The sequence below is a fragment of the Gemmata palustris genome (assembly GCF_017939745.1).
GTDB lineage: Bacteria > Planctomycetota > Planctomycetia > Gemmatales > Gemmataceae > Gemmata > Gemmata palustris.
The window spans coordinates 7,829,429-7,852,204 of record NZ_JAGKQQ010000001.1 but is presented as its reverse complement, the minus strand read 5'-3'; the positions used below and the strand labels follow the sequence as shown (position 1 = coordinate 7,852,204).

Below are 22,776 nucleotides of genomic sequence, written 5' to 3'. Positions count from 1 at the left end.
TTACAGTGGGAGGGCTGCTACTCGTCTGCCACCCACCGGAGCCGGCCCCATGCGCACCGCGTCCGTTCTCGCGGCCCTCGTCGCCTTCTCCGCGCCCCTCGCGGCCGCGGACCCCGTTAATCTCAAGTGGTCCCTCAAAGAAGGGGACGCCTTCTACGCCACCACCACGCAGGAGATCGATCAGGCCATCAAGGTGATGGGCCAAAACGTCAACCAGAAGATGTCCACCACCACGGTGGCGCGGTTCGAGGTGAAGTCGGCGAAGAGCGGCGGAATGCAGGTCCAGATGACCTACACGCAGGTAAAGATGGAAGGCCCGCTGGCCGCGGCCGGTGCCGGAGCGTTCGCGGACCGCTTCAAGGGTGCGAGTCTCACCGCGACCTTCGACAAGGGCTTCGAGATCACAAAGCTGGAAGGCTACGACAAGTTCCTCGACAAGCTCAGCGACGGCGACGACATGATGCGCAAGATTTTTGAGGCGCTGATGCCCGAGAACGCGGTGCGCCTCATGTTCACCCAGGTGTTCATCCCCGCGCCGTCGGACAAGGTGGACGCGGGCGACAAGTGGAGCCGCACCGACAAGGTGCCGCTCGCCGGCCTGGGCGACCTCACCAACAAGACCAAATACTCCCTCGACAGCGTCAAGAACGACGTCGCGACGATCAAAACGACCGCCGACGTAACGTTCAAAGCGGGCGAGGGCAACGGGGCGCTGCCGTTCAAGATTAGCAAGGCCGATCTCAAGAGCGACGAGGTGAAGGGCACGATCCTGTTCGACACGAAGGCCGGGCGCCTGAAGTCGTCCAGCACCACGATGAAGCTCAAGGGGTCGATGACGATCGAGGTACAGAACATGCAGATCGAGGCCGAAATCGATCAGCGCGCGACCACCAAGATCGAGGTCGCAGCAAAGAACCCGGTGAAGGATTAACGGGCAGAACGTATTCTCTTGATTGATCTTCTGCAGCCAACCTCTTTCAACGAAATGCAAACGCAGATAGCGCCGGACCGCGAGTTGGTGTTTGGGTTGTGCCCTCTCCCCTTGCGGGAGAGGGTCGTCGCGCTTCGCGGCGGGGTGAGGGGTTGCTTCCACACTCGGGACGTTACCCCTCACCCGGTTCGCAAAGCCTCACCACCCTCTCCCGCTCCCCGGCCCGCGAGAAGCTCCGCTGACCGGGCTGGGGAGGACAATGGGAGAGGGCACAACCTAAAGCGGAATCGTTGCCCCCTTCAGCAGGCCGCGTGCTTGCGCTTCTTCCCGACGCGGCCCATCTGTTCGATCTTCGCAATGTACGCGGTCGCGTCCGGCACCTTGCACGATGTGTCGCCCATATCCACCTCGACCACGCCAATCGTCTTCGCAGTCGCTTTCGCCTTCGCGGTCAACGGCGCAACGTAGCCCCCAACAGCAATGACGAATGCGTTCATCGCGGACCGAACACGGTTCGCCGCGCTGCCGATTTCCGCCGTGATGCGTTTGAGCAACTTCTCGATCTCGGGCAGGTCCAGTTCCGCGTCCGGCTTGATGGAGAGAAGGCACCCGTAAGTCGACCACCCGGCGTTCGCGGTCTGCTCGTCATCACTGTCGATCCAGTCGAGCGCGAGTTCGCGACCGAACGGCGACTCGGATGCGACCCACGGCACCGTGAACCCACTAAGCATGTACCAGTACGCCGCCTTCACCCACTTCTGGAGTTGCGCCTTGGTCACGGCCGCGGGATCGGCGATGAGGCCCGCGAGGTACATCGCGTCGGAGTTGCCGGTGTCGTAGAGTTCGAGCGCGAGGGCGTGGTCCGTTTTGATCTTCTTTTGCAGCACCTTCAGGTCGCCGACCTTCACGCCGAAGAACGGCTCCTTCGCCCCGTGCTTCATCAGGGTCTTCTTGGTTTGTTCGCTCCCGAGTTTCTTGAGTTGAGCCATCACTTCGGTCGCGGTCATGATGTGTACCCGGAAAAGAGGAACTGAGCCACGGATTAACACAGATTGACACGGATCAAAACAAAGCGCGTGCGGCAAACTCTCTTCGGTTTTCTGATCGGCGTCAATCTGCGTTGATCCGCGGCTTCGGAATCGACTTACAATCAAAGAATGAGCGCGATCTACCTCGACCACAACGCGACCACGCCGCTCCTGCCCGAAGTGTGGGACGCGATGCGCCCGCTGATGACGGAGACGTTCGGCAACCCGTCCTCCGCGCACGCGATCGGGCGCAAAGCTCGGCAAGCCCTCGAAGACGCACGCGAGAAGATCGCGGGACTATTGGGCGCGCACCCGGACGAAGTGACGTTCACCAGCGGGGCGACCGAAGCGAACAACCTCGCGATCTTCGGGCTGATGGGGAGAGGGGGGGAGCAAAGGCAACCTGCCCCCCCATCCCCCCTCCCTAAAGGGAAGGGGGAGAAAGAGAACCCCTCCCCAACCCCTCCCCTAAACGGAGAGGGGCTTAACACAGCCGAGGATTCTGCTCCTCCTTCCTTCTTAGAGAAGGGGGGCGAGGGGTTAGGTTGCCTTTACGCTTCCCGCCTCGAGCACCCGTGTGTCGTCGAGCCGCTGCGCCACCTGGAGTCGCTCGGGGTCAGCGTCGAGTGGCTGCCCGCGAACGCCCGGGGAGTCATCGAATCGGGCGCGATTGCGGCGCGAACCGGTTCACTTGTCTGTGTGATGCTCGCGAACCACGAGACCGGCGCCATTCAGCCGGTGCGCGAGATCGCATTGTCGCTACCGAAGGGCGCGCGTTTGCACTGCGACGCGGTGCAGGCGGTCGGCAAAATGCCGGTGAACTTCCACGCGCTGGGCACGACCACACTTACCGCGAGCGCGCACAAGTTCGGTGGACCGAAGGGCGTCGGCGTGCTGCTCACGAAGCGCGGAACGACGTTGACGCCCCTCACCTACGGCGGGCACCAACAGCAGGGCCGGCGCCCGGGCACGGAGCCGGTCGCGCTCGCGGTGGGGATGGCCGTTGCGTTAGAACTTGCAACGCGAAACATGGACCGCAATCGCGCGAAGCTGGAATCGCACCGCGCGCGGTTGTGGAACGCGCTGGAACGCGCTTGTCCGCCGGTGGTGCTCAACGGCCCGGAGATTGGTGCGTTCGATGTGGTGCCAACGACCCTGAACCTTTCGTTCCCCGGGTGCCGGTCGGACTTGCTGTTGATGGCACTCGACCTCGCGGCCATTGCGTGTGCGACCGGGTCTGCGTGTTCGAGTGGCAGTTTACTCCCCAGTCCCGTTCTTCGCGCGATGGGTGTATCGGACGAAGTGCTGAAGTCCGCGCTACGGTTCAGCTTCGCGCCTGCGCAAACGAGCGAAGAAATTGATGAGGCCGCAGCGCGCATCGCAAAGTGTGTGCTGGCAATGCGCGCGTGAGCGGGGTCACTTCGGGGACACATCGAAGTCGGTGGGTTTCATCTCCATCGTCGCCCCCGGCCCGGCAATTTGAATGAGTTCGCCGGCGCGCCCCTTGGCCCCACCGCGGACACCGTTCTCGTGCCAGTACACGATGCGGAACTTACCCGCCGGGGCGTTCTTGATCTCGAACTTCCCGTCCTCGTCGGTGACCGCGTAGTACGGGTGGTCGAAGACGCGCACGTACCCCGACATCCACGGATGGATCGTACACTTGTACTGGATCGGTGCCGGCTCCTTCACCAGCGCGTTCGGCATTTTCCAGTCCGTTTGCTTGGCGACCGTTGGGTTGTGCGTGCCGTTGTTGGCAGTGTCCCAAAAGAAATTGTGCGCGATCGGGGCCGGGTTCTTCACCACGATCGTGTCACCGACGCGGGCAACCGTCACGCGCTTCACGAACATGCAGCACGGTTGGTCGATACCGACTTCTTCGGGCTTGCGCTTCGCGTCGGCCGGGTGAATCTCATTCGCTGCTAAACTGGTCTTGAGATCATCATCGTCGGGGCGCAAATACACCACCACGTTCTTGACCCCGCGGTTCTTGGGGTTCACCAGAATCGACTCGTCGAGAATCGCCCCCTTCGCGAGACAATCCTTCTTGTCCACCTCCACTTTCAGCGGAGCCGGTTGCGGGATCTGCTTATCGGCCGGGAACACGACCTGTCCTTTGACCGTCACCCACTGTTGTTGCGCACTCGCAACGGACACGAGCGCGCAGCAGCACACGCACGACAACAAGAGTCGCATCAGAGCACCTTTGAGGTAATGGAACGGGAAACGTTACGGTTTGGCGGGCCAACCTTTGCTCTCGAACTCGCGCGGATCGAGTTCGAGTGTCCCGGCGCGGCTTTCGGGGATCGTCACCTTCTCACCGAGTCGACCGGGCAGGCCACCGAGGTAGCCGGCCGATTCGTGCCACGCGACCAGGCGCCACTTCCCCGCCGGCGCGTTCTCGATCGTGAACTTGCCGTTCGCGTCGGTCACCGCGAAGTACGGGTGATCGAACGCCCACACATAACCGGTCATCCACGGGTGAATGGTGGACCGAAACAGGTCCGGCGCGTCCGTCGCCGACAGTGGCTCCGATGTTCGGCTCATGTCCTTACCGACCAAGATGTTAAAGTTACGGAGCGCGCTGGCCGCGTCGGAGGCCATCGGGGTGTAATGGACGTTTGTGGGCACCGTCAGTTGGTTGTCGAAAGTTACGCGATCGCCGGTTCGCACGGCCAGCACCCGCGGGAGGAACTGCCCGCCCACCGCGAGCACGCGGTGCTCTTGGGGCTTCGGGCGGGCGAGGACGGGGCGAATTTTCTCGACCGGGAAGCCGGCCTTCCGGTCGTCCGAGTCCGGGCGCAGCCAGACCACCGCGTTCGCGAGCCCGCGGTTCTCGGCGTTGATGATCGTGTTCTCGTACCGCAACGGCGCGAACGGCTTCCACGTCTCGGCGTCTTGGACTCCAGTGGTCGGCACCAGGCGCGGGTCCGGGATGGCCCGTGCCTTCGGGAACACGACGCGCCCCGACACAGTAACCCACGGCTTGGCGACCGCACGCGGAGCGGGGGCCGCATCGAATTGGGGCTTCGGTTCGTTCGCGTGCGCGGCCGTCGAGATGGGAAGCGGAACCAGAGCATCCGCCGGCCCGCTCGCAACGCCGAACGCGATCCCACCGACCGCGAGCGTGACCGTCGCGACAGTTGCCCAAAGCTTCGCTCCGATGCCGCGTTTCAGCGCTTCGGCCGCAAGTGCGACGCTCGCAGGTGAAGGCGAAAGAGCGGGAACCGCAGCGCGAGCCGGGGACGCGAGCGCGCCGGTAAGCAGGCCCACCGCGAGGGTGACCCCGCGCCGGGCCAATCGCGAGCGCAGTAGCTCCTTCCCGCGGTCGAGCCGGCGCCGGAGCGTGCTGAGGCTCCAGCCGAGTTCGCGTGCGGCCTCGTCGTGCGTGCGCTCTTCGAGGAAGCACGCGACCAGCGCGGCACGCGACTCGTCCGGTATCGCGGCGAGCTCTTCGTCCAGTACGCGGAGGATGTCGTTGAAGTCCGATTGCGGCGCGCTCTCAACCTGGCGGTCGGGGCTCGCCTTCAGTTCGCGCTTCTCCCGGCGCTGTTCGTGTCGGCGCGCCGCCGAACCAACGCGCCGCGCGATGCCGAACAGCCATCCGCCCACAGAAGTGGCTTCCGCAGCCCCCTTGGGATTGCGCGCCAGAACGAGGAACACGGCTTGGAACGCATCTTCGGCGAGGTGTGAATCACGAACCGTTCGCTGGCACACGCCGAACACGAGTCGGCTGTGCCGCTTCACCAACTGCTCGAACGCGGGCTGATCGTGTTGCTCGGTGAAGCGACTCAGAAGCGCGCGATCGTCGAGCGCGACGAGCGGGTTCGGCAGTCGAAGGCGGGTCGACATCGGGAGCACTCCCAAAGAGCGTCTACCCTTATCATGTCCGCCCGCGGCGCGAGGTGCTCAGAAAAATGGCTTCGGAGTTTGGAAGAGCCGCGGATCACGCAGATCAAAACCAAAGATTGGTTTTAAGAATTATCTTTAGTTTTGATCTGCGTGATCCGCGTGATCCGCGGCTCTTCTTCACTTTTCAAATGGGCAGGCCGCATTCGAGGAGGGTGACTTCGGTCGCGGGCACGACGATGGCAGCGCCGACTTCCGCCGGGAGCAGGTACACATCGCCCGTGCGGATCGGGTACCGCGCCCCGGCCGATTCGAGTTCGCCGTGCCCCTTCACACACACGACCGCGCGGCACTGGTTCGCGGCCCCCACGCGGAACGGCGCCGCACTCGTGAGGCGCTCCAGGGTGAAATAATCACAGGCCACCAAGCCCTCGCGCCGCACGCCGTTACTCACCGCGACCGCCGGGCCGACGGGGTAACACGGCCCGCGCCCGAAGTCCGCGCACGCCAAGCCTTCGTTGACGTGGAGCTGGCGCGGCTGACCGGTCTTCGCGTCCACGCGGTCCCAGTCGTACAGGCGGTAGGTGATGTCGCTCGTCTGCTGCACTTCAAACAGGAGCAGGTTCGAGCCGATCGCGTGAACGGTGCCCGCTTCGAGGAACAAACAGTCGCCGACATTTGGCGTGAAACTGTGGAGCGTGCTGGGGGCGGTTTTCGTTGCGAGCGCGGCGCGAAAATCGTTTGCGGAAACGCCCTCGGCGAACCCGGCGAAGAGTCGGCTCGTCGCGGCGTCGCGCTCGAGGACGACCCACGCTTCCGTTTTGCCGAACTTGCCCGGGCCGAGGAGCGCCGCCTGTGCGTCGTTCGGGTGGACCTGCACCGAGAGTTCCTGCCTGGCATCAAGGAACTTCAGCAGGAGCGGGAATCGGCCCCGCGGTGCCTGGGCCGCGCCGACGATGCGGCCCGGATCGGCGGCGAACACCTCACGGAGCGTGGTCCCCGCGAGCGGGCCGTCGGCAACGCGACTGGGGCTGCCTTCCACGTCGCTCAGAATCCACGCTTCGCCGATCGGGTCGTTGTGGGTGACCGTGCGGTTCAGGAACGCGGGCAGCCGACGCCCGCCCCACAGGTTCGTGGTGAAAATCGGTTCAAAACGCAAAGGGTAAAGTGGCACTCGCGCCATTCGCGGCTTCCTTCCGACGGCCGGCAGTAGGAACCGGCTCGTATCATCCTGATCCCGGTGAACGACCGTTAATTCCGCGTTTCCTTCGCCGTACATCCCATTCCCTTCAAAGTACGCGGTCGGGCACTTCTCAACAATGCAACCGCAGGGCGCAAGTCGGCAGTTCCGGCCCGTTACTTGAGTGCAACTGGCGGATAACGAAAACCGCCAGAAAACACAAGCTCCCGAAGACTTCGGGATGGAGATAACGATGATTCGCAAATTGATTCTTGGCGCAGTGGCAGTAGCGGCGATCGGGTTCGGCACGCAGACGGCGACGGCCGGCGAACCGTTCCGCGGGCCGGTTAGTGGGCCGAACGGCGGGTTCGTCCCGCCGCACCAGCGGCACGATCACGACTACGTGGTGCTCGTGAAGCGCGGCGGGCACTTCGGCCACTGGGAGCGGTACGGGCGGTACGAAACGCGGCGCGAGGCCGAGCGCGTCGAGCGGTTCCTCGAGAGCCGCGGGCACCGGGCGCGGATCGAAGTGGTTGAAGACCGCCGCCGGTGGTGAGCGAATCGCGAGTAATGGAATCTAAAAATAATCGGCGCACACCGCGAACCATCGGGTGTGTGCCGCGTCTATAGGTGTGACTAGCTAACATCGAAATAGGAACGAGCCATGACCGGGTTTATTAAACAGCCGCGTAACCCCCAACGACCGCAACGATGCGGGTTCGGGTTCGGGCCGTTTAATCGCCCCAACCAATTCCCGAACCAGTTCCGCACCCAGATCAACATCCGAACCGGATGATGCCATACCGAGCAGGGTTCAGCACCCATCGGCCGGGCATCTTCCCCAAGGTGCCCGGCCGATGGTGTTTTTTCACGTACAGCGGTGTGGAGCCGAATGGTAAGGCGGCGCCCTGTTAAGGCGTAATTTGTAGGTTCGATTCCTACCACCGCTGCTGATGGATATCGACCCGTTGATCGATCGTGTGTCGCTTGTATTGCCGGGGATTCAGTGCTGGTACTGATGCCACCCTCTGAAGGTGGACGACGCTGGTTCGATTCCAGCCCCGGCAACTGTGTGATTGATTCGGGGGATTCAGTGCTGGTACTGATGCCACCCTTTGAAGGTGGATGACGCTGGTTCGATTCCAGCCCCCGGAACCTAACTGTAAGCGTGGAGTTCGGAACGCGGAGCGCGGAGTGACAACGAACGAAGACGAACAGACTGCAGGGTGTTGATCTTTCGTTCCACGTTCCGAACTCCGCGCTCCGCGCTCGAAATGCCTCGCACGCTTCAATGGTGAAGCCGCCGGCTTTTAACCGGTAGATGCAGGGTTCGATTCCCTGGCGAGGCACTGGCGACTCTCGGTGAAGCTAACTCGGTAGTAGCGCCGCGCTGAAAACGCGGAGGAGCTGGTTCAACTCCAGCCGCCGGGACTGGAACTTGAGAATCGCGGAGCGCGGAGTGCGGAACGCGGAGTAAAACCGAACGAAGGCGAACAAACCGCAGGGTGTTGATCTTTCGTTCCACGTTCCGAACTCCGCGCTCCGCGATTCTCAAGTTCCGAACTCCGCGCTCGTAAGAATGCGTTCGTGAGGTTAGCGGCAGCCTGTCTGGTTCCCAACCAGGACGCGCGGGTTCAAATCCCGCCGAACGCTCTGCCCGCGCCCGATATCGGGGGCGTACATACGTAGCTCAATAGAAGAGCACTCGCTTTCGGAGCGGGAAGTTGCCGGTGCGAATCCGGTCGTAACTTTCAACCGCCTCCGGGACTCGCGCGGGCAACTTCGGGAAGTGGGCCAGGTGGAGTGGCCGCGTGCGTCGGAAGCACGAAATCGCAGGTTCGACTCCTGTCTTCCCGACTGTCGGTTTCAGGATGTGGGCCATTGGCCGGCCGCGAGTCTTGGGAACTCGTTTAAGCAGGTTCGATTCCTGCCATCCTGACTGCGCACCGTCCGAGGGCTGCGGTACTGGGCCTCCGAAGCTCGGTTGGCTGGTTCGACTCCAGCACGGTGTACTGATCGCGGGTCGGAAGCTGATACGGAATAGCGGCGGGTTGTTAACCCGCGTGTAGTGGGTTCGATTCCCACCCGGCCCTCTATATGTGGAGTTCCAAGTTTCAGAGCTCCAACAGTTCCAGAGTTGAAAACGCAAAGGCGACTGATTTTGTCTTCAACTCTGAAACTCTGGAACTGAAATCACGCCCCGTCCGACGGATTGCGGCGCTGGGTCTACGAAACCCGGTTGTGAAGGTTCGACTCCTTCACGGGGCACTACTTGCTTGAGTTCGCCACGCGCCGCGGAACATCGTGCGCCGGTCGCCCGCGTGGTCCGTAAGCACGAGTTCGTGCGGGTCGGCGACATCCGCGTTCGGGAGCGGCACGACGACAAAGTCCGCACTCTTGTTGGCTTCGAGGCTCCCGGTTTCGTCCGCCCAACCGAGCGATTCAGCGCCCGAAAGCGTGACCATTCGCAACAACTGATCGCCCGGGAAGTCGGGGTACCGCGTGCGCACGAACCGCGCTTCACTCAGGACGTCGAGATCGGGGTTTGACGCGAGGCTGTCTGTGCCCAAACACACGCGGACGCCGCGCGCGAGGAACTCTCGGAACGGGTGCGGCGCGTGCCCGAACGCCGCGTGCGTGCGGGGGCAGTAGCAAACGAAATGATTTGAGCCCCACGGGACCGTAGGTGGCAAATAGTTAGCGTGAACAAATAGGACCGGCGGCGCGGTGTAATTCGGCGGCTTAGCGAAGAGCTCCACGGACGTCATCTGAACAATCAGTGACCAGTCCGCGAAACCGAGATCGGGCTTCCACACACCGAGTTGTTGGAGGAAATCAACAAACACGCCCTCGCGCCGCTCCAAGAGATCGGCTTCCGCAGCGACTTCGGCGAGGTGTATTGCTGCCGGAACGTGGAACAAGTGAGCCGATGTAAGCAACCCGCCGCTCACACTGTACGGCGCGTGCGGGCTGCGCCCGGTTCTGCAAGTTGCGTGTTCTTTCGGAAGTGACCGGTGCCAGGCGTAGCGCCGCTCCAGCGCGGCAACTGAACTTTGTTCGGACAGGCCGATTAGCTCGAAGTACACCACGGCCCGCGTTGGCGCCCCGGCGAGTGCGTCCCAGCTCGCGCCTTCGGAGGCGATGTCGCCGATGAGCGTGGTGCCGTGGCGCAAGCACTCGGCGAGTCCGGTGCGGATGTCGGACTGCGTTTGCTCCGGGGTCCGCGTGCGGCGGTAGCCGATCACGCCGCGGAGCCAGTCCGTGAAGTGGTCCGCGGCGGTCGGGGGAATCAACCCGCGTGCGCCGCTCAGGTCGAGGTGCGTGTGCGGGTTCACCAAGCCGGGGATGATCGCGGCGTTACCGAAGTCTTCATCTGGCGCACGCTCACCGTGGGGCAGCACGGCCTCGATGTGTTCCCCGCGAACGGTGACGGTCCCGTTCGGCAAAGGAGGCCCACTGACGGGAAACACCCACCGCGCGGTGAACGTTCGCGGCTCGGTACGTTCCGACATGCTTGAACCTGCGTGGCACTCAATGAATCGATGCGCGATGTGAATTATAGGTCGGTCGCCAAGTGGTAAGGCCCGCGTCTGATAAGCGCGGAACCGTGGGTTCGATTCCCACCCGACCTACTCGACAAAACGCCACGTTTTCCCGCCTACCACGCCACCGTTTGCGGAGCATCCCTCTCGGCACTGGCGCGAATCACTTATTCGCGACGCTGCTCGCGCCGGGGCTTCACGTCGGCGGGAACGTCTTCCGGGCGCACCGGCGCCCACGTCACGTCGAACGAACCGCGGTACCCGAATAGCGGCCCCCAGACACGATTCGTGACGTTCACTTCGATGCGAAATTTGCCAATAGTTTCGTCGAACCACTCGCACACGTCGGCAACGCCCGAGAAGAACATCGGAAACGAGAACGAGAACGGCCCTTCGTAAACGCGCTGGGCGCCCGAGCGCAGTCGCAACCCGCCCCGCTCGTCAACGGAGAGATCGATGTCCACCGCCAAGTGCTGGTGCGAGCCGAGATAGTCAACAATCGTCCCGCGCTCGCGGCTGTAGATCATGTAAGCGTCGAACCGGCGCGGGCGGCGAGTACGGAAGTCGCGAATCCAGGTCACGGTTTCGCGGCCGAAGCGGTCCCGGTAGGCGTAGTTGCGGATCGTGAAGGGCACGTTCGTGCCGCGCTCGGGGAACATGATGCGCCGGGCCGAGCCGAGGTACAGGAACGGTAGCGTGTAAAGGCGGCCGTGCCACAGTTCGTCCATCGCGCCCGTGCCGATCGCGGCCACGCCGTCCGAACTGTTGAAGCCGAAGCGCTTCTGGATCTGCGGGTGCAGCCGGTCGAACACGGACCCGAGTGCTTCGCGGTAGATGGACATCACGCGCCTCCCGTCGGTTTCTTGCGCGAGCACCGGCGCGCGGAGGGCAGATCCCGCCCGGCCAGTAGCCCGATGCACGCGAGCGCGACCACGGTCAGATTCAAGCTGACCGGGTTGAACGCGGCCCACAGGAACGGCGCGGAATTGACCGCGACCCCGATCGTGGCCACGATCATGAGGACGACGGTGAGTAGCAGCGGCCAGCGGCGGTGGAACGCGAACAACATCACCATGCCGAACGCCACTTCTCCGCACCCAAGAAGCCGGGCACACATCGCGGCGTTCGCGCCCGGAACCCCCGCTTGCTGAATCAGCATTAACTCGTCGGCGTGCGGCCCCAACAACTTCGGCACGACACCCTGGTACACCCACACGAACGCCACGGCGCTGTGGGCGACGCCGTGAGTCAGGCTGCGCTGCAGGGAAACGGCCGGATCGATTCCCTTTTCGATCCACAAGCGCAAACGGTCGAAGCTCCACGCGGTCGCCCAGCCGATCAGCGGACGGAATATGACGCGATCGAACGCGCGCCCCACCATCCCGAAGCGCACGCGGTAGTCATAGGCGGTGAAGAACCGCACCCCGTCGTCGGTGGGAACGTAGCGCCAGTACCCGGCCCCTTCGCGGATGAGCGATTTCGGGTCGTCGGACCAGAACTTCAGCGCCGAGGTGCGTTCGCCGTTCGCCCCGTCCTTCTCGCCGACGGTTTCCCCACACCCTTGCACCGCGACGCCGAACCCGATCCGCGTGGCGTAGCGGAACTGTTGGGGTTGCTCCGGGTCGGGGCGCGGTAAGTATTCGATGTCCGTAAATCGGAGGTCCCAGCGCGCGTGCAGGTCGGGCGTTTGTGTGAGGCGCCACAACTCGTCCAGGCTCCCGCGAATCCGCGCCTCAACGAAAATGCTCATGCGCGATCCCGATCAATGCGTTCGAGCGGATGTGCTACCTGACACATCCAACCGCAGTGACCGATACCGAGCAACAGAAATAAGGCGCGTAAGTACGAGTTGGAAGTGGAGACAATAAGCGACCGCGCCGCACCTTTCGGCGCGGTCACCGCGCGATCGCCTCAGACTGTGAAGCGCCAAGCCGAAGGACTCGGGCCGATCTCTTTACACCAGTTCGCCGCGTTCGCTCTTCTGAGCGCCCGCAGCACGGGCCGGACGTAGGCGTGGTTCGCACGCGACTGGGAGCGTACTGTCGAAGAGCACGCTACCCGGTTGGTTGTGGTACACGCGCTCGTGTAACCCGCCCACCACTTCGCGCAAGCGCTCCGGCGTAAACGCCGATTCCGGTGAATCGAGCGGCTTCACGAACAACTGGAGCGGGACCGGCGGGACGTCATCGTCCTCTTCGTCGGCCGCGAAGTTCGGTGAGAGGAAGTCCACGCCATCGACCCACAACCCGCCCACGCGGTCGAACAACCGCGTGCGCGCGGTCCAGTTCTCCCAATCGGCCGCGGGCGCGAGCGGGTCCGGTCGGTGGCTCTCCCAAATCACGAACGGGAGCGGTTCCCCCAATTCCCCCGCGTCCACGCGGAGTACCTTGAAGAACTGCTCGTACAACCGCCCACCGACGCCCATGCGCCGCGCCCAATCCGCGACACCAACGTAACACAGGTACCCACCGTACCCCGGCAGCAGCGCGCCGTAGACGTAGCCCGCGAGCGCGTCCGGGTCGTCTTGTCGACCCTCGGGCGCCGCAAGAAGAAGGTGCCGGCTCCACCCGCCCGGCCGCGGTTTACTCTTCGTCCGATCCTGAACCGACTGCTCGATCCACATCCAGGGAATCCGTTCGTCCGCCGCCAGCGTCTTCTCATAAAGTTGCGACGCGGCTTTGGTCATCGGGTCGGTCGCGTCGAGCGCTTCCCACACGATGACCTTCTGTGCCGGCATCTTCGCCGACACGGATTGCTGTAACTGCACAAATCACCTCTCCTTACGCTTATCCGCGCGGCCGCACGGGGCTCGGGGCGACCCAGATGGTTCGCCGGTTCGCGGTTCACTTGGGGTTTGGCTCGTATTCTTGCGCGCTTCCAAACTTCCCCCAGGAAGCACACCTAATTGTACCACGAGGTACAAATTTCTCGCTGTTGGCGGGCCACGCGGGAGCGGCTAAGTTACTCAAGGTGATGCGCGAACGTCATCGTAACATCATGGCCGGGAGAGGGCTTGAAATGTCCACGAGCAGCGGTCAGAAGCACACTTACGAATACCCCCGACCGGCCTTGACCGTGGATGTAGCCATCGTGACGCGGGAGGCCCGCCCGCGCGTCCTTTTGATCCAGCGGAAGAAAGACCCGTTCGCCGGAAGTTGGGCGTTCCCCGGAGGTTTCGTCGAGGAGAACGAGCGCCTTTCGGACGCGGCCCGACGCGAATTGGTGGAAGAGACCGGCGTCACGGTCGCCGATTTGGAACAACTGTACACAACCGGAGATCCGGGACGCGACCCCCGTGGCTGGACGGTCAGCGTGGTGTATCTAGCGCGAGTGGACCCGGATTCGCTGAAGCCCGTCGCGGCCGACGACGCGAGCGCAGTCGGGTGGTTCCCGCTCGATGAACTACCTCAACTCGCGTTCGACCACGCCGTGTTGCTCGGTCGCGTGCGGGCGCGCCTCGCGGACCGAAAGCCGGATTAGTCCCGCTTCGGTGTTCTTGTAACGAGCCGCGACCGCAAGGGAGCGGTAGGCACTTCCGTTTGTCGTCACGGTTCAACACACGGGAAGTCCCGCTCCCTTGCGGTCGCGGCTCGTTTAACTCGCTACATGGATCTCGAAACGAGCTTAACGCCTACCCATCGCGCTCGTGATGTCTTCGACCGTGCAATACCGGATGCCGAGCGCCTGCCCCTCCTCCTTCGCCTTCGACTGAAACAACCCCGCTGCGGGAACGTCGATGCCGGCGCTGGCGTCCTCAACGAGCCACACATCGAAGCCCGCGAGCCGAAGATCGCGGGCGGCGAAGAAGCAACAGATGTTCGTTGCAATCCCGCACACAACAACGGCCTTGATGCCGGATGCAGACAGAAACGCACCCAGCCCGGGGTGCTGCGCCGTGACCGCGTAGGCTTCAAAGTCGCGGTCGTAACCCTTGCGCCAGATCGCGCTGAAGCGATCAACACGCAGACCGGGGAGGAACTCCGCGCCGGGCGTGTTTGTGATGCAGTGCGGCGGGTAAATGTTGTCCGCTTGGCCAAGAAACGAGCGGTGGTCCAGCGGGTGCCAGTCCTGGGTCGCGTCAACACGCGCGAACGGCAACGCGAGCAAAGCGTTCACGCGCGGCACGATCGCCGCGCCTCCGGGTACCGGCAGTTCCGCCGGGCACAAATCGGTAAAGCCCTGCTGCGCGTCCACGACGAGCAGCGATGTTGTGGCGGGTGTGAGCATGTCAGGCAGTGTATTCCGCGGGAACGGCGCGAGCATTAAACGCAAGAGCAAACGTCAGTGTTCGACCTCGATCTTGAGCACTTTCGCCCCTGTTGCGCTTTCGTCCGGCACGCGAGTCGCGTACAATCGGGTCAAATGGCACCAGCGGAACCCCATGCCATTCCGAAGGTGGAGGAGGGAAGGAACAATGACCTGGACCACTTGGAAGCCGGCACTCGCGCTGGGCGCGGTGCTGGCAGCGGGCGGGGCGGCCAGCGCCGACGACCGCGACACGCACCAACTGCCCGGTTCGACCGGCACGACGATGACGCTCGGCGGTAAGGGAACTGTGCAACAAGCCGCGACTGAAGATACCGAACTGGCACGCGGCTACCGCGGCGGCTACAGCTACCACGGCTACCACGGCTACCACGGTGGCTACGGCTACCGCGGTGGGTATGGTGGCTACGGCGGGTACGGGTATCGCGGTGGCTACGGCGGGTATTACGGCAGCTACTACCGCGGCAACTACGGTGGGTATTATGGCGGGTACCGCCCGACCTACTACTACACCCCGCGGGTGTATTACTCCAACTACTACTACCCGACGTATTACCCGAGCTACTACGGCGGGGGCATTTACATCGGCATCAGCGGCGGGAACTCGACCGATGTGCCGGTAGTCAATTTGGGCGGCATCGGCGCCCGACCGATGTCCCAACAGGCCGCACCCGGCGACGGCACGTTCCAGTACGACGGCGGACCCGCGAACCCGGTTCCGCTGCCGAAGACGGACCCGCAAATGAACTCGCCGGCTAACCCGTTGGCCGCGCCCGCGGACCTGCCGGTGTCATTCAAGCCGAAGCCCGCGACCTCGCCCTACAAGTACAAGGCTTACGGCGAGAAGTAAGGCGAAGTGCGTGAAGGGAAACACCGAACCCCGCGACACCGCGTCGCGGGGTTCTTTCGTTGGGCGAACCGATTTTTTCGCGGTGATGCCAACCGAGGTTCGCCCCCGGATAGGATCACCCCAATCTCCCCTGCCGCGGAAAGTTGCGGCTGAACGCACGGAGTCGGTCATATGCTCCTGACGATCCTCCCATCCACCACCGCGGAGTTGCAAACGGTCCGCGTGCTGTTCCAAGAGTACGCCGACGCACTGGGAATCGATCTCGGGTTTCAGAACTTCGCCGAGGAGCTTGCCGAACTCCCCGGCAAGTACGCGCCACCGACGGGCTGTATCCTGTTGGCCGAAGTCGGTGACCAACCCGCGGGAGTCGTAGCACTGAGGTCACGGGCGGACGGTGTGTGCGAAATGAAGCGTCTGTACGTCCGCCCGCAGTTCCGCAAGGAAGGGGTGGGCCGCGCCCTCGCGGAACGAGTCATCGAAGAGGCGAAACGGCTCGGCTACGGTCGCATCCGACTGGACACCATTGCCCCGATCATGGGCAAAGCCGTTTCGCTCTACAGGGCGTTAGGCTTCGAGGAAATCCCGCCCTACTGCGACAATCCCGTTCCGGGCGCGGTGTTCATGGAACTGCGCCTATCGCCGGATTCAGGTGATCTGCCGAGCGGCCTTCAATCAACGTCCCCTTCGTCAACCTCATCGTACCAGTCCGAATGATCGCAATCGTCCGCGTGATCGCAGACATCGCATCGGCCGCACTGCTTGCAGGCGCTCTCGGCGCGTTGGCGGCACTTGCGGCATTCGGGACAGGAACAGCACTCGTCGCAGCAACCGCAGTTGTCGCAAGTCGCCGCTTGCTCTCCGCAGCGATGGCACATTGCGTCTTCTTCGAGCATGGTTTAGCCCAAACGCACATCCAGCTAACTACTCCTCCAGAACGTCTGGCGTTCGACCATGCTGTTTCAAATAGTCGCACACCTCCGTCAGAATCGCCTTTTTTTCTTCTTCGGTGATGAGCAAGGCATCGTGCGGGGCATCCCAATGCTTGATGGAAAAGCCATAGATCTGATAGTCCGGCATCCCCGGCACCATCCCGAACATTTCACCGTAAACCGTTACGAATTTGTCCCCGTATTGGATGGTGATATGCCCGCGAGTCGCCTCGGTGACGTGCATCATTGCACCTTTACACTTGCGACAATCACTCCGACAATCGAGAGCATCACAAATGATCAATATGAGACGCCTCTCCTGTTACATCATTTACCTCAATGGTCAATGAAACAGGAAGGCCATTCCATTTTTCAGAAATATCGCGAAAACTAAAATATACCCTCCAAATTGGATGGTCGTCCGCATCTTTGAATTCGCTGCCGTCGAGAAGGCAAGGGGCGACCCCAATGCTCACAATGTATTCGGCGGCAATGCGCTCAACATCTTCCTGCTTCATTTTACTCATCAGCCTTGCTCCTCCAGAAATTGTCGTGCGTCTGGTACACTTTTGCGCCACGACGCCGGAGGAAGTTCAGAATGGCGTAGTGCATTTCTCCTTCTTCTTCTCCCGTCAGGTCATCGACCAGAAGCGACATCAATTCCCCTCGACGGTTGATAACGCAGATTTCGTGACCGATCAAGAAGTAGTCCTCGACGCGGGCTCCAGCCTCAGTCAATTCGGCAATTACGTCGCTATCGGGCACGGCCATACTTTCTCCTTTCTGCGAATCAATCACGGAAGCAGTTCGCTCATCAGAATGGAAGCGCCCGGCGCGGCAAGCGGCGACACGCGATCAGTGGGAGTAAGCGTGAGGTGTGTGCGGTAGGCGGTCGCGCCCAATCCGGCCGGGAGTGGCTGCGGGTCGCGGAAGATGTGAAGGCGATGGTTCTCGACATCGACAACCCAGTAGTCCGGTATGCCTGCTTCGGCGTACAACTCCGCCTTTTCCGTTGTGTCACGCGACAGTGTCGCATCGGCTACTTCCACCACAAGTAGCGCGGTCGTTGGGTGGGCGGTGTAATCCTCGAACCGGCCGGCAACAGCCATCACGTCCGGTTGCGGGTCGCTCTCGGCCAACGCGAGAGGCTGTTCGTTACGCGACACCCAGGCGATCCCGGCGAACACCCGCTCCAGCGCCAGCGCGGTCTTCCGGCAGCCGACCACGTGCGGCCAGTTGATCGGACTCATCTCGACGATCTGCCCGCGAATCCGTTCGACTCGCTTGTCGGTGAAGAACCCGAGTTCGCCGAGCTGGTAATACTGCTCGCGGGTGAACCGAAACGGGCGCGGCGCAACGGGCGGCGGCTTGGCGGTCATGGCGCGTCTCCTTCCTCTCCCAAGCGTAACCTCACCCCTTCCCCAACACCAGATCGACGACCCAACAGCCCCGCACGTGCTCGCCCGGTTGTCGGCAGTGAGTCAGGATGTCTTCGTTGTCACAGCCGGCATCCTGAAGCGCGTCAGCCAGGATCGGCATCCGGTCAAAGGCGCGCTCTTGGTAAATGCCTTCGGCGAGCGCGCGAACGGTGGACGTGAGCCAAACTGGTACGAGGGCGACGGGACGAAAGGGATTGCCAAAGAGTTCACGGATACAGGCGGAGTAACGAGGAACCCTGTAATGCCACAACAATCTGTTTTCGCTCTTGGCTGCGACTCCTGCGTGGCTCGCTCCGTCGCAGGCGGCTCCCCAGTGTTCGGCGGATGCTACGGCCTCAAGTAGATGATGGGCACTGAGAAAATTAGCGACTAGTGGATGAAGGTCTGCCAACATTTCATCACATTCAGTTGTCGTCAGCAGCCCATCAGCGAACTGCTCGAGTGCTTCCAGTTCACCGCTATAATCTGAGGCATTATCCTCTCCTCGCCAGCAAGCAACGGAGAAAAGCCTCAACTTTCTGCCGCTCGCCAACCCATGCACAAACCTCAGCATCATCCCCGGATCGGTCGCCGCCAGCCATTCCGCTTCTGTCATGGCATCAGCGCTCCCACAGTTTGCGGTCCAGTGCCCGGAAGCCGATCGCTTCGGCGACGTGGTCCTGCGTGATGCGCTCGCTCGCGGCGAGGTCCGCGATGGTGCGCGCCACGCGCAAGATGCGGTCGTGCGCACGCGCCGAGAGCCCCAGCGCCTCCATTGCTTCCTTCAAGGTAGTTTGGCCGTCCGCGTCGAGCACGCAGAACGTGCGGATCTGCTTCGAGGTCATGCGCCCGTTGAGTCCGCCGGCCTGGGTGCCGAACCGCTGGGCCTGAATCGCACGCGCGGCGAACACCTGCTCGCGCATCGCGGCGCTGCCGGTACCGTCGCCGGGCTTCGAGAGGTCTTCAAAGGGGACCGGTGGAACTTCGATGTGTAAATCGATGCGGTCCAAGAGGGGACCACTGATCCGGCCCATGTATTTCTCGACGGCGATCGGGGCACATTTACACGGCTTCTTCGGGTCGCCCAGAAATCCGCACGGGCACGGGTTCATCGCGGCGCACAGCACGAAGTCGGCCGGGAACGTGGTCGAGTGCGCCGCCCGGCTGATCGTCACGCGGCCCTCTTCGAGCGGTTGGCGCAGTGCTTCGAGACTCCGCCGGTTGAACTCCGGGAGTTCATCGAGGAACAACACCCCGTGGTGCGCGAGCGAGATCTCGCCCGGTTGCGGAACGCTCCCGCCGCCCACCATCCCCGCGTCGCTGATCGTGTGGTGCGGGCTGCGAAACGGGCGCGTGCAGAGAAGCGATTCGCCCGGCTGGAGCTTCCCCACCGCGGAATACACCCGCGTCGTTTCGAGGCTCTCGTTCGGTGTCAGTGGAGGAAGGATCGTGGGCAGCCGGCGCGCGAGCATCGTCTTTCCACTGCCGGGCGAGCCGAGCATGACGACGTTGTGCGCGCCGCTCGCGGCCACTGTCAGCGCACGTTTCGCGAACTCCTGTCCCTTCACGTCCGCAAAGTCGATTGTGTATTTGTTGAGCTTCGCTTCGATGTCATCCGTCGGCGGGGAAACCGGGTCGATCGGCGCCAGCCCCGTCACGATACCCACGGCTTCCGCGAGCGAACCGACGCCGTACACTTCCACCTCGCGCACGACGGACGCTTCGCGCGCGTTCGCGACCGGCACAATGAGTTTGTCGATTCCCCGCGTGCGGGCCTCCATCGCCATCGACAGCGCGCCAACGACCGGGCGCACGATCCCGTCGAGCGCGAGCTCCCCGACGATGGCGAACGTTTCGATTTTGTCCGCGGCGATTTGCCCCATCGAGGCGATCAGTCCGAGCGCGATGGGGAGGTCGAACGCCCCGGCGTCTTTGCGTAAGTCCGCGGGGGCGAGGTTGACAACGGTACGGCCGGTCGGCAGCCGGTACCCGAGGTTGACCAGTGCCCGTTCGATACGGTGGATACTCTCCCGGACCGCCATCTCCGGCAACCCGACGATCACCGTTCGAGGCTGTTGCGATGGAGAGGTATCGACTTCGACCTGCACCGGAACGGCATCGATACCGAGAAGAGCGAAGGTATTCAGTTGGGCGAGCATCGATTTACCTTTTCAGAAGCCGTGCGGGGCGAACGAGCTACGACTTCCATTCCACCCATGAATCAACGATTTTCCCATCACGGACAATCGCCAGGCCTGACACAGCAGCGAAGGCATTCCAATTGCCGAATTCATACTCCCACAACTCATCCCCAGGTTGCATTTTCGCTGCAATTTTTGCTTCTTGCTCCTTAAATCGCTTCAGGAATCGCTCGGCTATTTCGCCTTGTTCGTCGGCAAGCCACTTCAGTGTGTACTCTCGGTAGGTTGTCCGCTGTTTGAGCGATTGCTGAACGAGTTCCATGCGATCCTTTACTTCCCGAGTTCGGTGGAATTTCTTCCCACGATGACCGTGCGAGGTTGCTGTGCCGGCGACGTATCGACTTCGACCTGAACCGGAACGGCATCGATACCGAGCAAGGCGAACGTGTTCAATTGGGCGAGCATGGATTGCCTTCGGTAAGTCCCCAGCGCCGAATGCAACATGATGTGCAAAAGCCTGCGGAATTGCGAGTGTCAAAATCAGCCACAAGTGATCCGGCTCGTTTCCAAGCACCGGTGCGGGCGAACGGCCGGTGTAAGCCGGCCGGTGAGATGCGAGGGCTGTACCGGCCGGCTCACACCGGCCGTTCGCCTACACTGACCGCGCAACTACTTCTTGAGGCGCTCCATCGGCTTGTTGTCGATCGCGAGGCGCCGGACGGCGAACCGGCCGGTCTTCAGGATCGGCATGATCGTGGCCGCCCAGATGAGCGTGATGAACGCCCCCGGCTTCACGAGCATCGCCTTCCGCGACGGGTCGGTCGGGTCCGCTTGTTCGGACTCCAGGAACGTGCCCGTCATCCAGTCGCGCATGTTGAGCAGACAAATGATGTCGAGCACGATCAGCGTGACACAGATAATGAGCCCGATGATACCCGGCCCCAGGTGGTTCATGTAGTCGCTGAAGTCCGGCGCCCACACCTTCTTCTGTTCGGCCTTCTCGCGCGTCAGGTTGTTGAACCCGCAGTGGATGCACACCTTCGCGTCGGGCGGGTCGAGTTCCTGGGCGCAGTGCGGGCACCGGGGCACGTCGGCCTCGGAAATCACGCCGAGCGGGTTCGGCTTCGCGCCGTCGTCGTCATCATCATCGTCCTGGAACTTGTACGGGGCGTCCGCGGGCTTCGGTTCCTCTTTTTTCGGCACCGGCTTCTTCGCTTGGGCGCCCGCCGCCCCGCCCGGTTTGGGCGCCTTCGCGGGCCGGGTCGGGGCCGCGTCCGGGTCTTCCACCACGAACGGGTGCCCGCAGTGCTTGCACTTGATCTTCTTGCCGAAGACCGAGTCCGGCACCTTGAGTGTCTTGTCACAGTTCGGGCACGGGATCTCAGTTACGGTCGGCATGGACGGCCCTCGTTCTCTCGGTGCAACGCGACGGTGTTCGACCTTTTCCGGCAGACTCGGCGACGAAAACCCGAACGCGCGGGCATAAAATCGGCCGGGACGGGATCAGTATCCTAGAAAATAGCGTATCCGCTCGGCACTCTACCAGAGGCGGCCGTTCAAAGTTCCAAGTTTCAAGCCCCGAATTCCAAGTTCCGAATGCTGAAGAGCGCGCCTCTGGAACGCACCGAACATCGCCCCGGCTTCGCTGTGTGATCGTTCGTTCAACTTGGAACCCGGAACTCGAAACCTGAAACTTCCCCGGTGCCACCGTGCCGCTAGCCACTCTCGAGCCGCCTGTGACCTTCGCGTCCGACAACCCGAGCCCAGAAATGCCCGCCACCGGCGCGCTCGACCCCACCCCGGCGCGGACCGCGCCCGCCGCGCGGCCCCGGACCGGGGAGCCCCGCCTCCTCGTCTCGCTGGCGACCTACAACGAGGCCGGGAACGTCGCGGCGCTGATCGCAGACATTCACAAGGTCGTCCCGCACGCGGACGTGCTGGTGATCGATGACAACTCGCCCGACGGGACCGGGCGCATCGTCGCCGAACTCGCGGACGCGGACCCGCGCGTCCAGGTGCTCCACCGCCCGGGCAAGCTCGGGCTGGGTACCGCGACCCTCGCGGCGATGAAGTTCGCGATGGCCCGCGACTACGACTACCTCCTGAACATGGACGCGGACTTCAGCCACCCGCCGCGGTACCTCCCCGGTATTCTCGCCGGGATGAGCAAGAACGACGTGATGATCGGGTCGCGCTACGTTCACGGCGGCGGGACCGAGAACTGGCCCCTGCCGCGCCGGGTCATCAGCCAGTCGGTGAACGCCCTCGTGCGGCTCACGTTCCGGATGCCGGTGAAGGACGCCAGCGGCGCCTTCCGGTGCTACCGCGTGAGCATGTTGCGCGACGCGGAACTGGACCGCGTGCGCTCGCGCGGGTACTCGTTCCAACAGGAAGTGCTGTTCCGGTGCTACAAGTCCGGGGCGAAACTCGGCGAGTATCCGATCCTGTTCGAGAACCGCCGCGCCGGGGTGAGCAAGGTCAACAAGAAGGAAGCGGCCCGGTCGATGAGCATGATCCTTTACATCGGCCTGCGCAACGTGTTCGGACTCGAACAGCACCGGGGGTAATACCCATCGTTAGGCGAACGCGGTCCTGTGGGCCGGGTTCACTTGGTGCCTCGTCACAGTGGGCCAACGAGCCGC

Annotated in this window: 25 protein-coding genes and 12 tRNA genes; 19 read left to right on the top strand and 18 right to left on the bottom strand. The window is 62.9% G+C overall.

Features of this window, described 5'->3' with window-relative positions; genetic code table 11:
- Window positions 1–49: 49 nt before the first annotated feature.
- Window positions 50–931, top strand: coding sequence for a DUF6263 family protein (locus tag J8F10_RS32645; RefSeq protein ID WP_210660964.1), 882 nt, complete (start codon window positions 50–52; stop codon window positions 929–931).
- A gap of 299 nt (window positions 932–1,230) precedes the next feature.
- On the opposite strand, the gene J8F10_RS32640 is transcribed toward J8F10_RS32645, so the two are convergent.
- Entirely contained in the window at window positions 1,231–1,938 is a 708-nt protein-coding gene (locus J8F10_RS32640; protein ID WP_210660962.1) for a DNA alkylation repair protein, read from the bottom strand.
- A 150-nt stretch (window positions 1,939–2,088) separates the two neighbouring features.
- Between J8F10_RS32640 and J8F10_RS32630 the strand changes: the two genes are divergently transcribed.
- The gene (locus tag J8F10_RS32630) at window positions 2,089–3,369 is read left to right on the top strand and encodes a cysteine desulfurase family protein (protein ID WP_315854202.1); all 1,281 of its coding nucleotides are present in this window, start codon (window positions 2,089–2,091) and stop codon (window positions 3,367–3,369) included.
- Between the two features lie 6 nt (window positions 3,370–3,375).
- Here the strand turns inward: J8F10_RS32630 and J8F10_RS32625 are convergent, their stop codons facing one another.
- The 3 genes from J8F10_RS32625 to J8F10_RS32615 all read right to left on the bottom strand — a co-directional run bounded on the left by J8F10_RS32625 (window position 3,376) and on the right by J8F10_RS32615 (window position 6,982).
- The gene (locus tag J8F10_RS32625; RefSeq protein ID WP_210660960.1) at window positions 3,376–4,155 is read right to left on the bottom strand and encodes a hypothetical protein; all 780 of its coding nucleotides are present in this window, start codon (window positions 4,153–4,155) and stop codon (window positions 3,376–3,378) included.
- Between the two features lie 33 nt (window positions 4,156–4,188).
- Complete coding sequence (locus J8F10_RS32620) at window positions 4,189–5,811, bottom strand: sigma-70 family RNA polymerase sigma factor (protein ID WP_210660958.1); 1,623 nt, start codon at window positions 5,809–5,811, stop codon at window positions 4,189–4,191.
- A gap of 184 nt (window positions 5,812–5,995) precedes the next feature.
- Complete coding sequence (locus J8F10_RS32615; protein WP_210660956.1) at window positions 5,996–6,982, bottom strand: type I phosphomannose isomerase catalytic subunit; 987 nt, start codon at window positions 6,980–6,982, stop codon at window positions 5,996–5,998.
- Window positions 6,983–7,241: 259 nt separating this feature from the next.
- Between J8F10_RS32615 and J8F10_RS32610 the strand changes: the two genes are divergently transcribed.
- From J8F10_RS32610 to J8F10_RS32555, 12 genes are all read left to right on the top strand, one after another.
- Window positions 7,242–7,544 (top strand): hypothetical protein, encoded by a 303-nt coding sequence (locus J8F10_RS32610; RefSeq protein WP_210660955.1) that lies wholly within the window; start codon window positions 7,242–7,244, stop codon window positions 7,542–7,544.
- A gap of 320 nt (window positions 7,545–7,864) precedes the next feature.
- Window positions 7,865–7,938, top strand: a tRNA-Asn gene (locus J8F10_RS32605).
- 43 nt (window positions 7,939–7,981) lie between these two features.
- A tRNA-Gln gene (locus J8F10_RS32600) sits at window positions 7,982–8,056 on the top strand.
- Window positions 8,057–8,068: 12 nt separating this feature from the next.
- Window positions 8,069–8,143, top strand: a tRNA-Gln gene (locus J8F10_RS32595).
- A gap of 121 nt (window positions 8,144–8,264) precedes the next feature.
- Window positions 8,265–8,337 (top strand) — tRNA-Lys (locus J8F10_RS32590).
- Window positions 8,338–8,346: 9 nt separating this feature from the next.
- A tRNA-Phe gene (locus tag J8F10_RS32585) sits at window positions 8,347–8,419 on the top strand.
- A 150-nt stretch (window positions 8,420–8,569) separates the two neighbouring features.
- Window positions 8,570–8,641 (top strand) — tRNA-Gly (locus J8F10_RS32580).
- A gap of 29 nt (window positions 8,642–8,670) precedes the next feature.
- Window positions 8,671–8,736: transfer RNA gene (locus J8F10_RS32575), tRNA-Arg, on the top strand.
- Window positions 8,737–8,771: 35 nt separating this feature from the next.
- Window positions 8,772–8,845, top strand: a tRNA-Pro gene (locus J8F10_RS32570).
- Between the two features lie 10 nt (window positions 8,846–8,855).
- Window positions 8,856–8,927: transfer RNA gene (locus tag J8F10_RS32565), tRNA-Pro, on the top strand.
- A gap of 81 nt (window positions 8,928–9,008) precedes the next feature.
- Window positions 9,009–9,081, top strand: a tRNA-Asn gene (locus J8F10_RS32560).
- Between the two features lie 104 nt (window positions 9,082–9,185).
- A tRNA-Arg gene (locus J8F10_RS32555) sits at window positions 9,186–9,256 on the top strand.
- Here the strand turns inward: J8F10_RS32555 and J8F10_RS32550 are convergent.
- The gene (locus J8F10_RS32550) at window positions 9,247–10,500 is read right to left on the bottom strand and encodes an amidohydrolase family protein (protein WP_210660953.1); all 1,254 of its coding nucleotides are present in this window, start codon (window positions 10,498–10,500) and stop codon (window positions 9,247–9,249) included. The genes J8F10_RS32555 and J8F10_RS32550 overlap by 10 nt on opposite strands.
- Window positions 10,501–10,548: 48 nt before the next feature.
- Between J8F10_RS32550 and J8F10_RS32545 the strand changes: the two genes are divergently transcribed.
- A tRNA-Ile gene (locus tag J8F10_RS32545) sits at window positions 10,549–10,620 on the top strand.
- Between the two features lie 77 nt (window positions 10,621–10,697).
- Here J8F10_RS32545 and J8F10_RS32540 read toward each other — a convergent pair.
- The 3 genes from J8F10_RS32540 to J8F10_RS32530 all read right to left on the bottom strand — a co-directional run bounded on the left by J8F10_RS32540 (window position 10,698) and on the right by J8F10_RS32530 (window position 13,297).
- On the bottom strand, window positions 10,698–11,375 hold the full coding sequence (locus J8F10_RS32540; protein ID WP_390891124.1) for a DUF4166 domain-containing protein: 678 nt from the start codon (window positions 11,373–11,375) through the stop codon (window positions 10,698–10,700).
- On the bottom strand, window positions 11,372–12,280 hold the full coding sequence (locus tag J8F10_RS32535) for a DoxX-like family protein (RefSeq protein ID WP_210660949.1): 909 nt from the start codon (window positions 12,278–12,280) through the stop codon (window positions 11,372–11,374). The genes J8F10_RS32540 and J8F10_RS32535 overlap by 4 nt, the downstream gene beginning before the upstream one ends.
- A 204-nt stretch (window positions 12,281–12,484) precedes the next feature.
- Window positions 12,485–13,297, bottom strand: coding sequence for a hypothetical protein (locus J8F10_RS32530; protein WP_210660947.1), 813 nt, complete (start codon window positions 13,295–13,297; stop codon window positions 12,485–12,487).
- Window positions 13,298–13,548: 251 nt separating this feature from the next.
- Between J8F10_RS32530 and J8F10_RS32525 the strand changes: the two genes are divergently transcribed.
- Entirely contained in the window at window positions 13,549–14,010 is a 462-nt protein-coding gene (locus J8F10_RS32525; RefSeq protein WP_210660945.1) for an NUDIX domain-containing protein, read from the top strand.
- A gap of 144 nt (window positions 14,011–14,154) precedes the next feature.
- Here the strand turns inward: J8F10_RS32525 and J8F10_RS32520 are convergent, their stop codons facing one another.
- Entirely contained in the window at window positions 14,155–14,757 is a 603-nt protein-coding gene (locus J8F10_RS32520) for an isochorismatase family protein (protein ID WP_210660943.1), read from the bottom strand.
- 187 nt (window positions 14,758–14,944) lie between these two features.
- Between J8F10_RS32520 and J8F10_RS32515 the strand changes: the two genes are divergently transcribed.
- Together J8F10_RS32515 and J8F10_RS32510 are read left to right on the top strand one after the other, a co-directional pair.
- The gene (locus J8F10_RS32515) at window positions 14,945–15,646 is read left to right on the top strand and encodes a hypothetical protein (protein ID WP_210660942.1); all 702 of its coding nucleotides are present in this window, start codon (window positions 14,945–14,947) and stop codon (window positions 15,644–15,646) included.
- Between the two features lie 171 nt (window positions 15,647–15,817).
- Window positions 15,818–16,360 carry a GNAT family N-acetyltransferase gene (locus J8F10_RS32510; RefSeq protein ID WP_210660939.1) on the top strand — a complete coding sequence of 181 codons (543 nt, stop codon included), beginning with the start codon at window positions 15,818–15,820 and terminating at the stop codon, window positions 16,358–16,360.
- A gap of 207 nt (window positions 16,361–16,567) precedes the next feature.
- Here the strand turns inward: J8F10_RS32510 and J8F10_RS32505 are convergent, their stop codons facing one another.
- The 9 genes from J8F10_RS32505 to J8F10_RS32470 form a co-directional block, all read right to left on the bottom strand.
- Entirely contained in the window at window positions 16,568–16,822 is a 255-nt protein-coding gene (locus J8F10_RS32505) for an Imm74 family immunity protein (RefSeq protein ID WP_210660937.1), read from the bottom strand.
- Window positions 16,823–16,865: 43 nt separating this feature from the next.
- The gene (locus J8F10_RS32500; protein ID WP_210660935.1) at window positions 16,866–17,102 is read right to left on the bottom strand and encodes a hypothetical protein; all 237 of its coding nucleotides are present in this window, start codon (window positions 17,100–17,102) and stop codon (window positions 16,866–16,868) included.
- Window positions 17,095–17,346, bottom strand: coding sequence for a hypothetical protein (locus tag J8F10_RS32495; RefSeq protein WP_210660933.1), 252 nt, complete (start codon window positions 17,344–17,346; stop codon window positions 17,095–17,097). The genes J8F10_RS32500 and J8F10_RS32495 overlap by 8 nt, the downstream gene beginning before the upstream one ends.
- A 23-nt stretch (window positions 17,347–17,369) precedes the next feature.
- Entirely contained in the window at window positions 17,370–17,954 is a 585-nt protein-coding gene (locus tag J8F10_RS32490; RefSeq protein ID WP_210660931.1) for a Uma2 family endonuclease, read from the bottom strand.
- 31 nt (window positions 17,955–17,985) lie between these two features.
- A complete protein-coding gene (locus J8F10_RS39490; protein WP_246523699.1) occupies window positions 17,986–18,609 on the bottom strand; it encodes a hypothetical protein in 624 nt (207 codons plus the stop codon).
- 4 nt (window positions 18,610–18,613) lie between these two features.
- Window positions 18,614–20,152 (bottom strand): YifB family Mg chelatase-like AAA ATPase, encoded by a 1,539-nt coding sequence (locus J8F10_RS32480; RefSeq protein ID WP_210660929.1) that lies wholly within the window; start codon window positions 20,150–20,152, stop codon window positions 18,614–18,616.
- A gap of 37 nt (window positions 20,153–20,189) precedes the next feature.
- Complete coding sequence (locus tag J8F10_RS32475; RefSeq protein ID WP_210660927.1) at window positions 20,190–20,456, bottom strand: hypothetical protein; 267 nt, start codon at window positions 20,454–20,456, stop codon at window positions 20,190–20,192.
- 8 nt (window positions 20,457–20,464) lie between these two features.
- On the bottom strand, window positions 20,465–20,599 hold the full coding sequence (locus J8F10_RS40080; protein WP_261363103.1) for a hypothetical protein: 135 nt from the start codon (window positions 20,597–20,599) through the stop codon (window positions 20,465–20,467).
- Between the two features lie 204 nt (window positions 20,600–20,803).
- A complete protein-coding gene (locus J8F10_RS32470; RefSeq protein WP_210660926.1) occupies window positions 20,804–21,532 on the bottom strand; it encodes a hypothetical protein in 729 nt (242 codons plus the stop codon).
- A gap of 371 nt (window positions 21,533–21,903) precedes the next feature.
- Between J8F10_RS32470 and J8F10_RS32465 the strand changes: the two genes are divergently transcribed.
- Window positions 21,904–22,701, top strand: a complete 798-nt coding sequence (locus tag J8F10_RS32465; protein WP_210660924.1) for a polyprenol monophosphomannose synthase — start codon at window positions 21,904–21,906, stop codon at window positions 22,699–22,701.
- Window positions 22,702–22,776 lie beyond the last annotated feature (75 nt).

What these genes read in the sequence shown, in the direction of transcription:
- J8F10_RS32645 (WP_210660964.1), top strand. Translation starts at nt 50, where the DNA reads ATGCGCACCGCGTCCGTTCTCGCGGCCCTCGTCGCCTTCTCCGCGCCC.
- J8F10_RS32640 (WP_210660962.1), bottom strand. Translation starts at nt 1,938, where the DNA reads ATGACCGCGACCGAAGTGATGGCTCAACTCAAGAAACTCGGGAGCGAA.
- J8F10_RS32630 (WP_315854202.1), top strand. Translation starts at nt 2,089, where the DNA reads ATGAGCGCGATCTACCTCGACCACAACGCGACCACGCCGCTCCTGCCC.
- J8F10_RS32625 (WP_210660960.1), bottom strand. Translation starts at nt 4,155, where the DNA reads ATGCGACTCTTGTTGTCGTGCGTGTGCTGCTGCGCGCTCGTGTCCGTT.
- J8F10_RS32620 (WP_210660958.1), bottom strand. Translation starts at nt 5,811, where the DNA reads ATGTCGACCCGCCTTCGACTGCCGAACCCGCTCGTCGCGCTCGACGAT.
- J8F10_RS32610 (WP_210660955.1), top strand. Translation starts at nt 7,242, where the DNA reads ATGATTCGCAAATTGATTCTTGGCGCAGTGGCAGTAGCGGCGATCGGG.
- J8F10_RS32550 (WP_210660953.1), bottom strand. Translation starts at nt 10,500, where the DNA reads ATGTCGGAACGTACCGAGCCGCGAACGTTCACCGCGCGGTGGGTGTTT.
- J8F10_RS32535 (WP_210660949.1), bottom strand. Translation starts at nt 12,280, where the DNA reads ATGAGCATTTTCGTTGAGGCGCGGATTCGCGGGAGCCTGGACGAGTTG.
- J8F10_RS32525 (WP_210660945.1), top strand. Translation starts at nt 13,549, where the DNA reads ATGTCCACGAGCAGCGGTCAGAAGCACACTTACGAATACCCCCGACCG.
- J8F10_RS32520 (WP_210660943.1), bottom strand. Translation starts at nt 14,757, where the DNA reads ATGCTCACACCCGCCACAACATCGCTGCTCGTCGTGGACGCGCAGCAG.
- J8F10_RS32515 (WP_210660942.1), top strand. Translation starts at nt 14,945, where the DNA reads ATGACCTGGACCACTTGGAAGCCGGCACTCGCGCTGGGCGCGGTGCTG.
- J8F10_RS32510 (WP_210660939.1), top strand. Translation starts at nt 15,818, where the DNA reads ATGCTCCTGACGATCCTCCCATCCACCACCGCGGAGTTGCAAACGGTC.
- J8F10_RS32505 (WP_210660937.1), bottom strand. Translation starts at nt 16,822, where the DNA reads ATGATGCACGTCACCGAGGCGACTCGCGGGCATATCACCATCCAATAC.
- J8F10_RS32500 (WP_210660935.1), bottom strand. Translation starts at nt 17,102, where the DNA reads ATGAGTAAAATGAAGCAGGAAGATGTTGAGCGCATTGCCGCCGAATAC.
- J8F10_RS32495 (WP_210660933.1), bottom strand. Translation starts at nt 17,346, where the DNA reads ATGGCCGTGCCCGATAGCGACGTAATTGCCGAATTGACTGAGGCTGGA.
- J8F10_RS32490 (WP_210660931.1), bottom strand. Translation starts at nt 17,954, where the DNA reads ATGACCGCCAAGCCGCCGCCCGTTGCGCCGCGCCCGTTTCGGTTCACC.
- J8F10_RS39490 (WP_246523699.1), bottom strand. Translation starts at nt 18,609, where the DNA reads ATGACAGAAGCGGAATGGCTGGCGGCGACCGATCCGGGGATGATGCTG.
- J8F10_RS32480 (WP_210660929.1), bottom strand. Translation starts at nt 20,152, where the DNA reads ATGCTCGCCCAACTGAATACCTTCGCTCTTCTCGGTATCGATGCCGTT.
- J8F10_RS32475 (WP_210660927.1), bottom strand. Translation starts at nt 20,456, where the DNA reads ATGGAACTCGTTCAGCAATCGCTCAAACAGCGGACAACCTACCGAGAG.
- J8F10_RS40080 (WP_261363103.1), bottom strand. Translation starts at nt 20,599, where the DNA reads ATGCTCGCCCAATTGAACACGTTCGCCTTGCTCGGTATCGATGCCGTT.
- J8F10_RS32470 (WP_210660926.1), bottom strand. Translation starts at nt 21,532, where the DNA reads ATGCCGACCGTAACTGAGATCCCGTGCCCGAACTGTGACAAGACACTC.
- J8F10_RS32465 (WP_210660924.1), top strand. Translation starts at nt 21,904, where the DNA reads ATGCCCGCCACCGGCGCGCTCGACCCCACCCCGGCGCGGACCGCGCCC.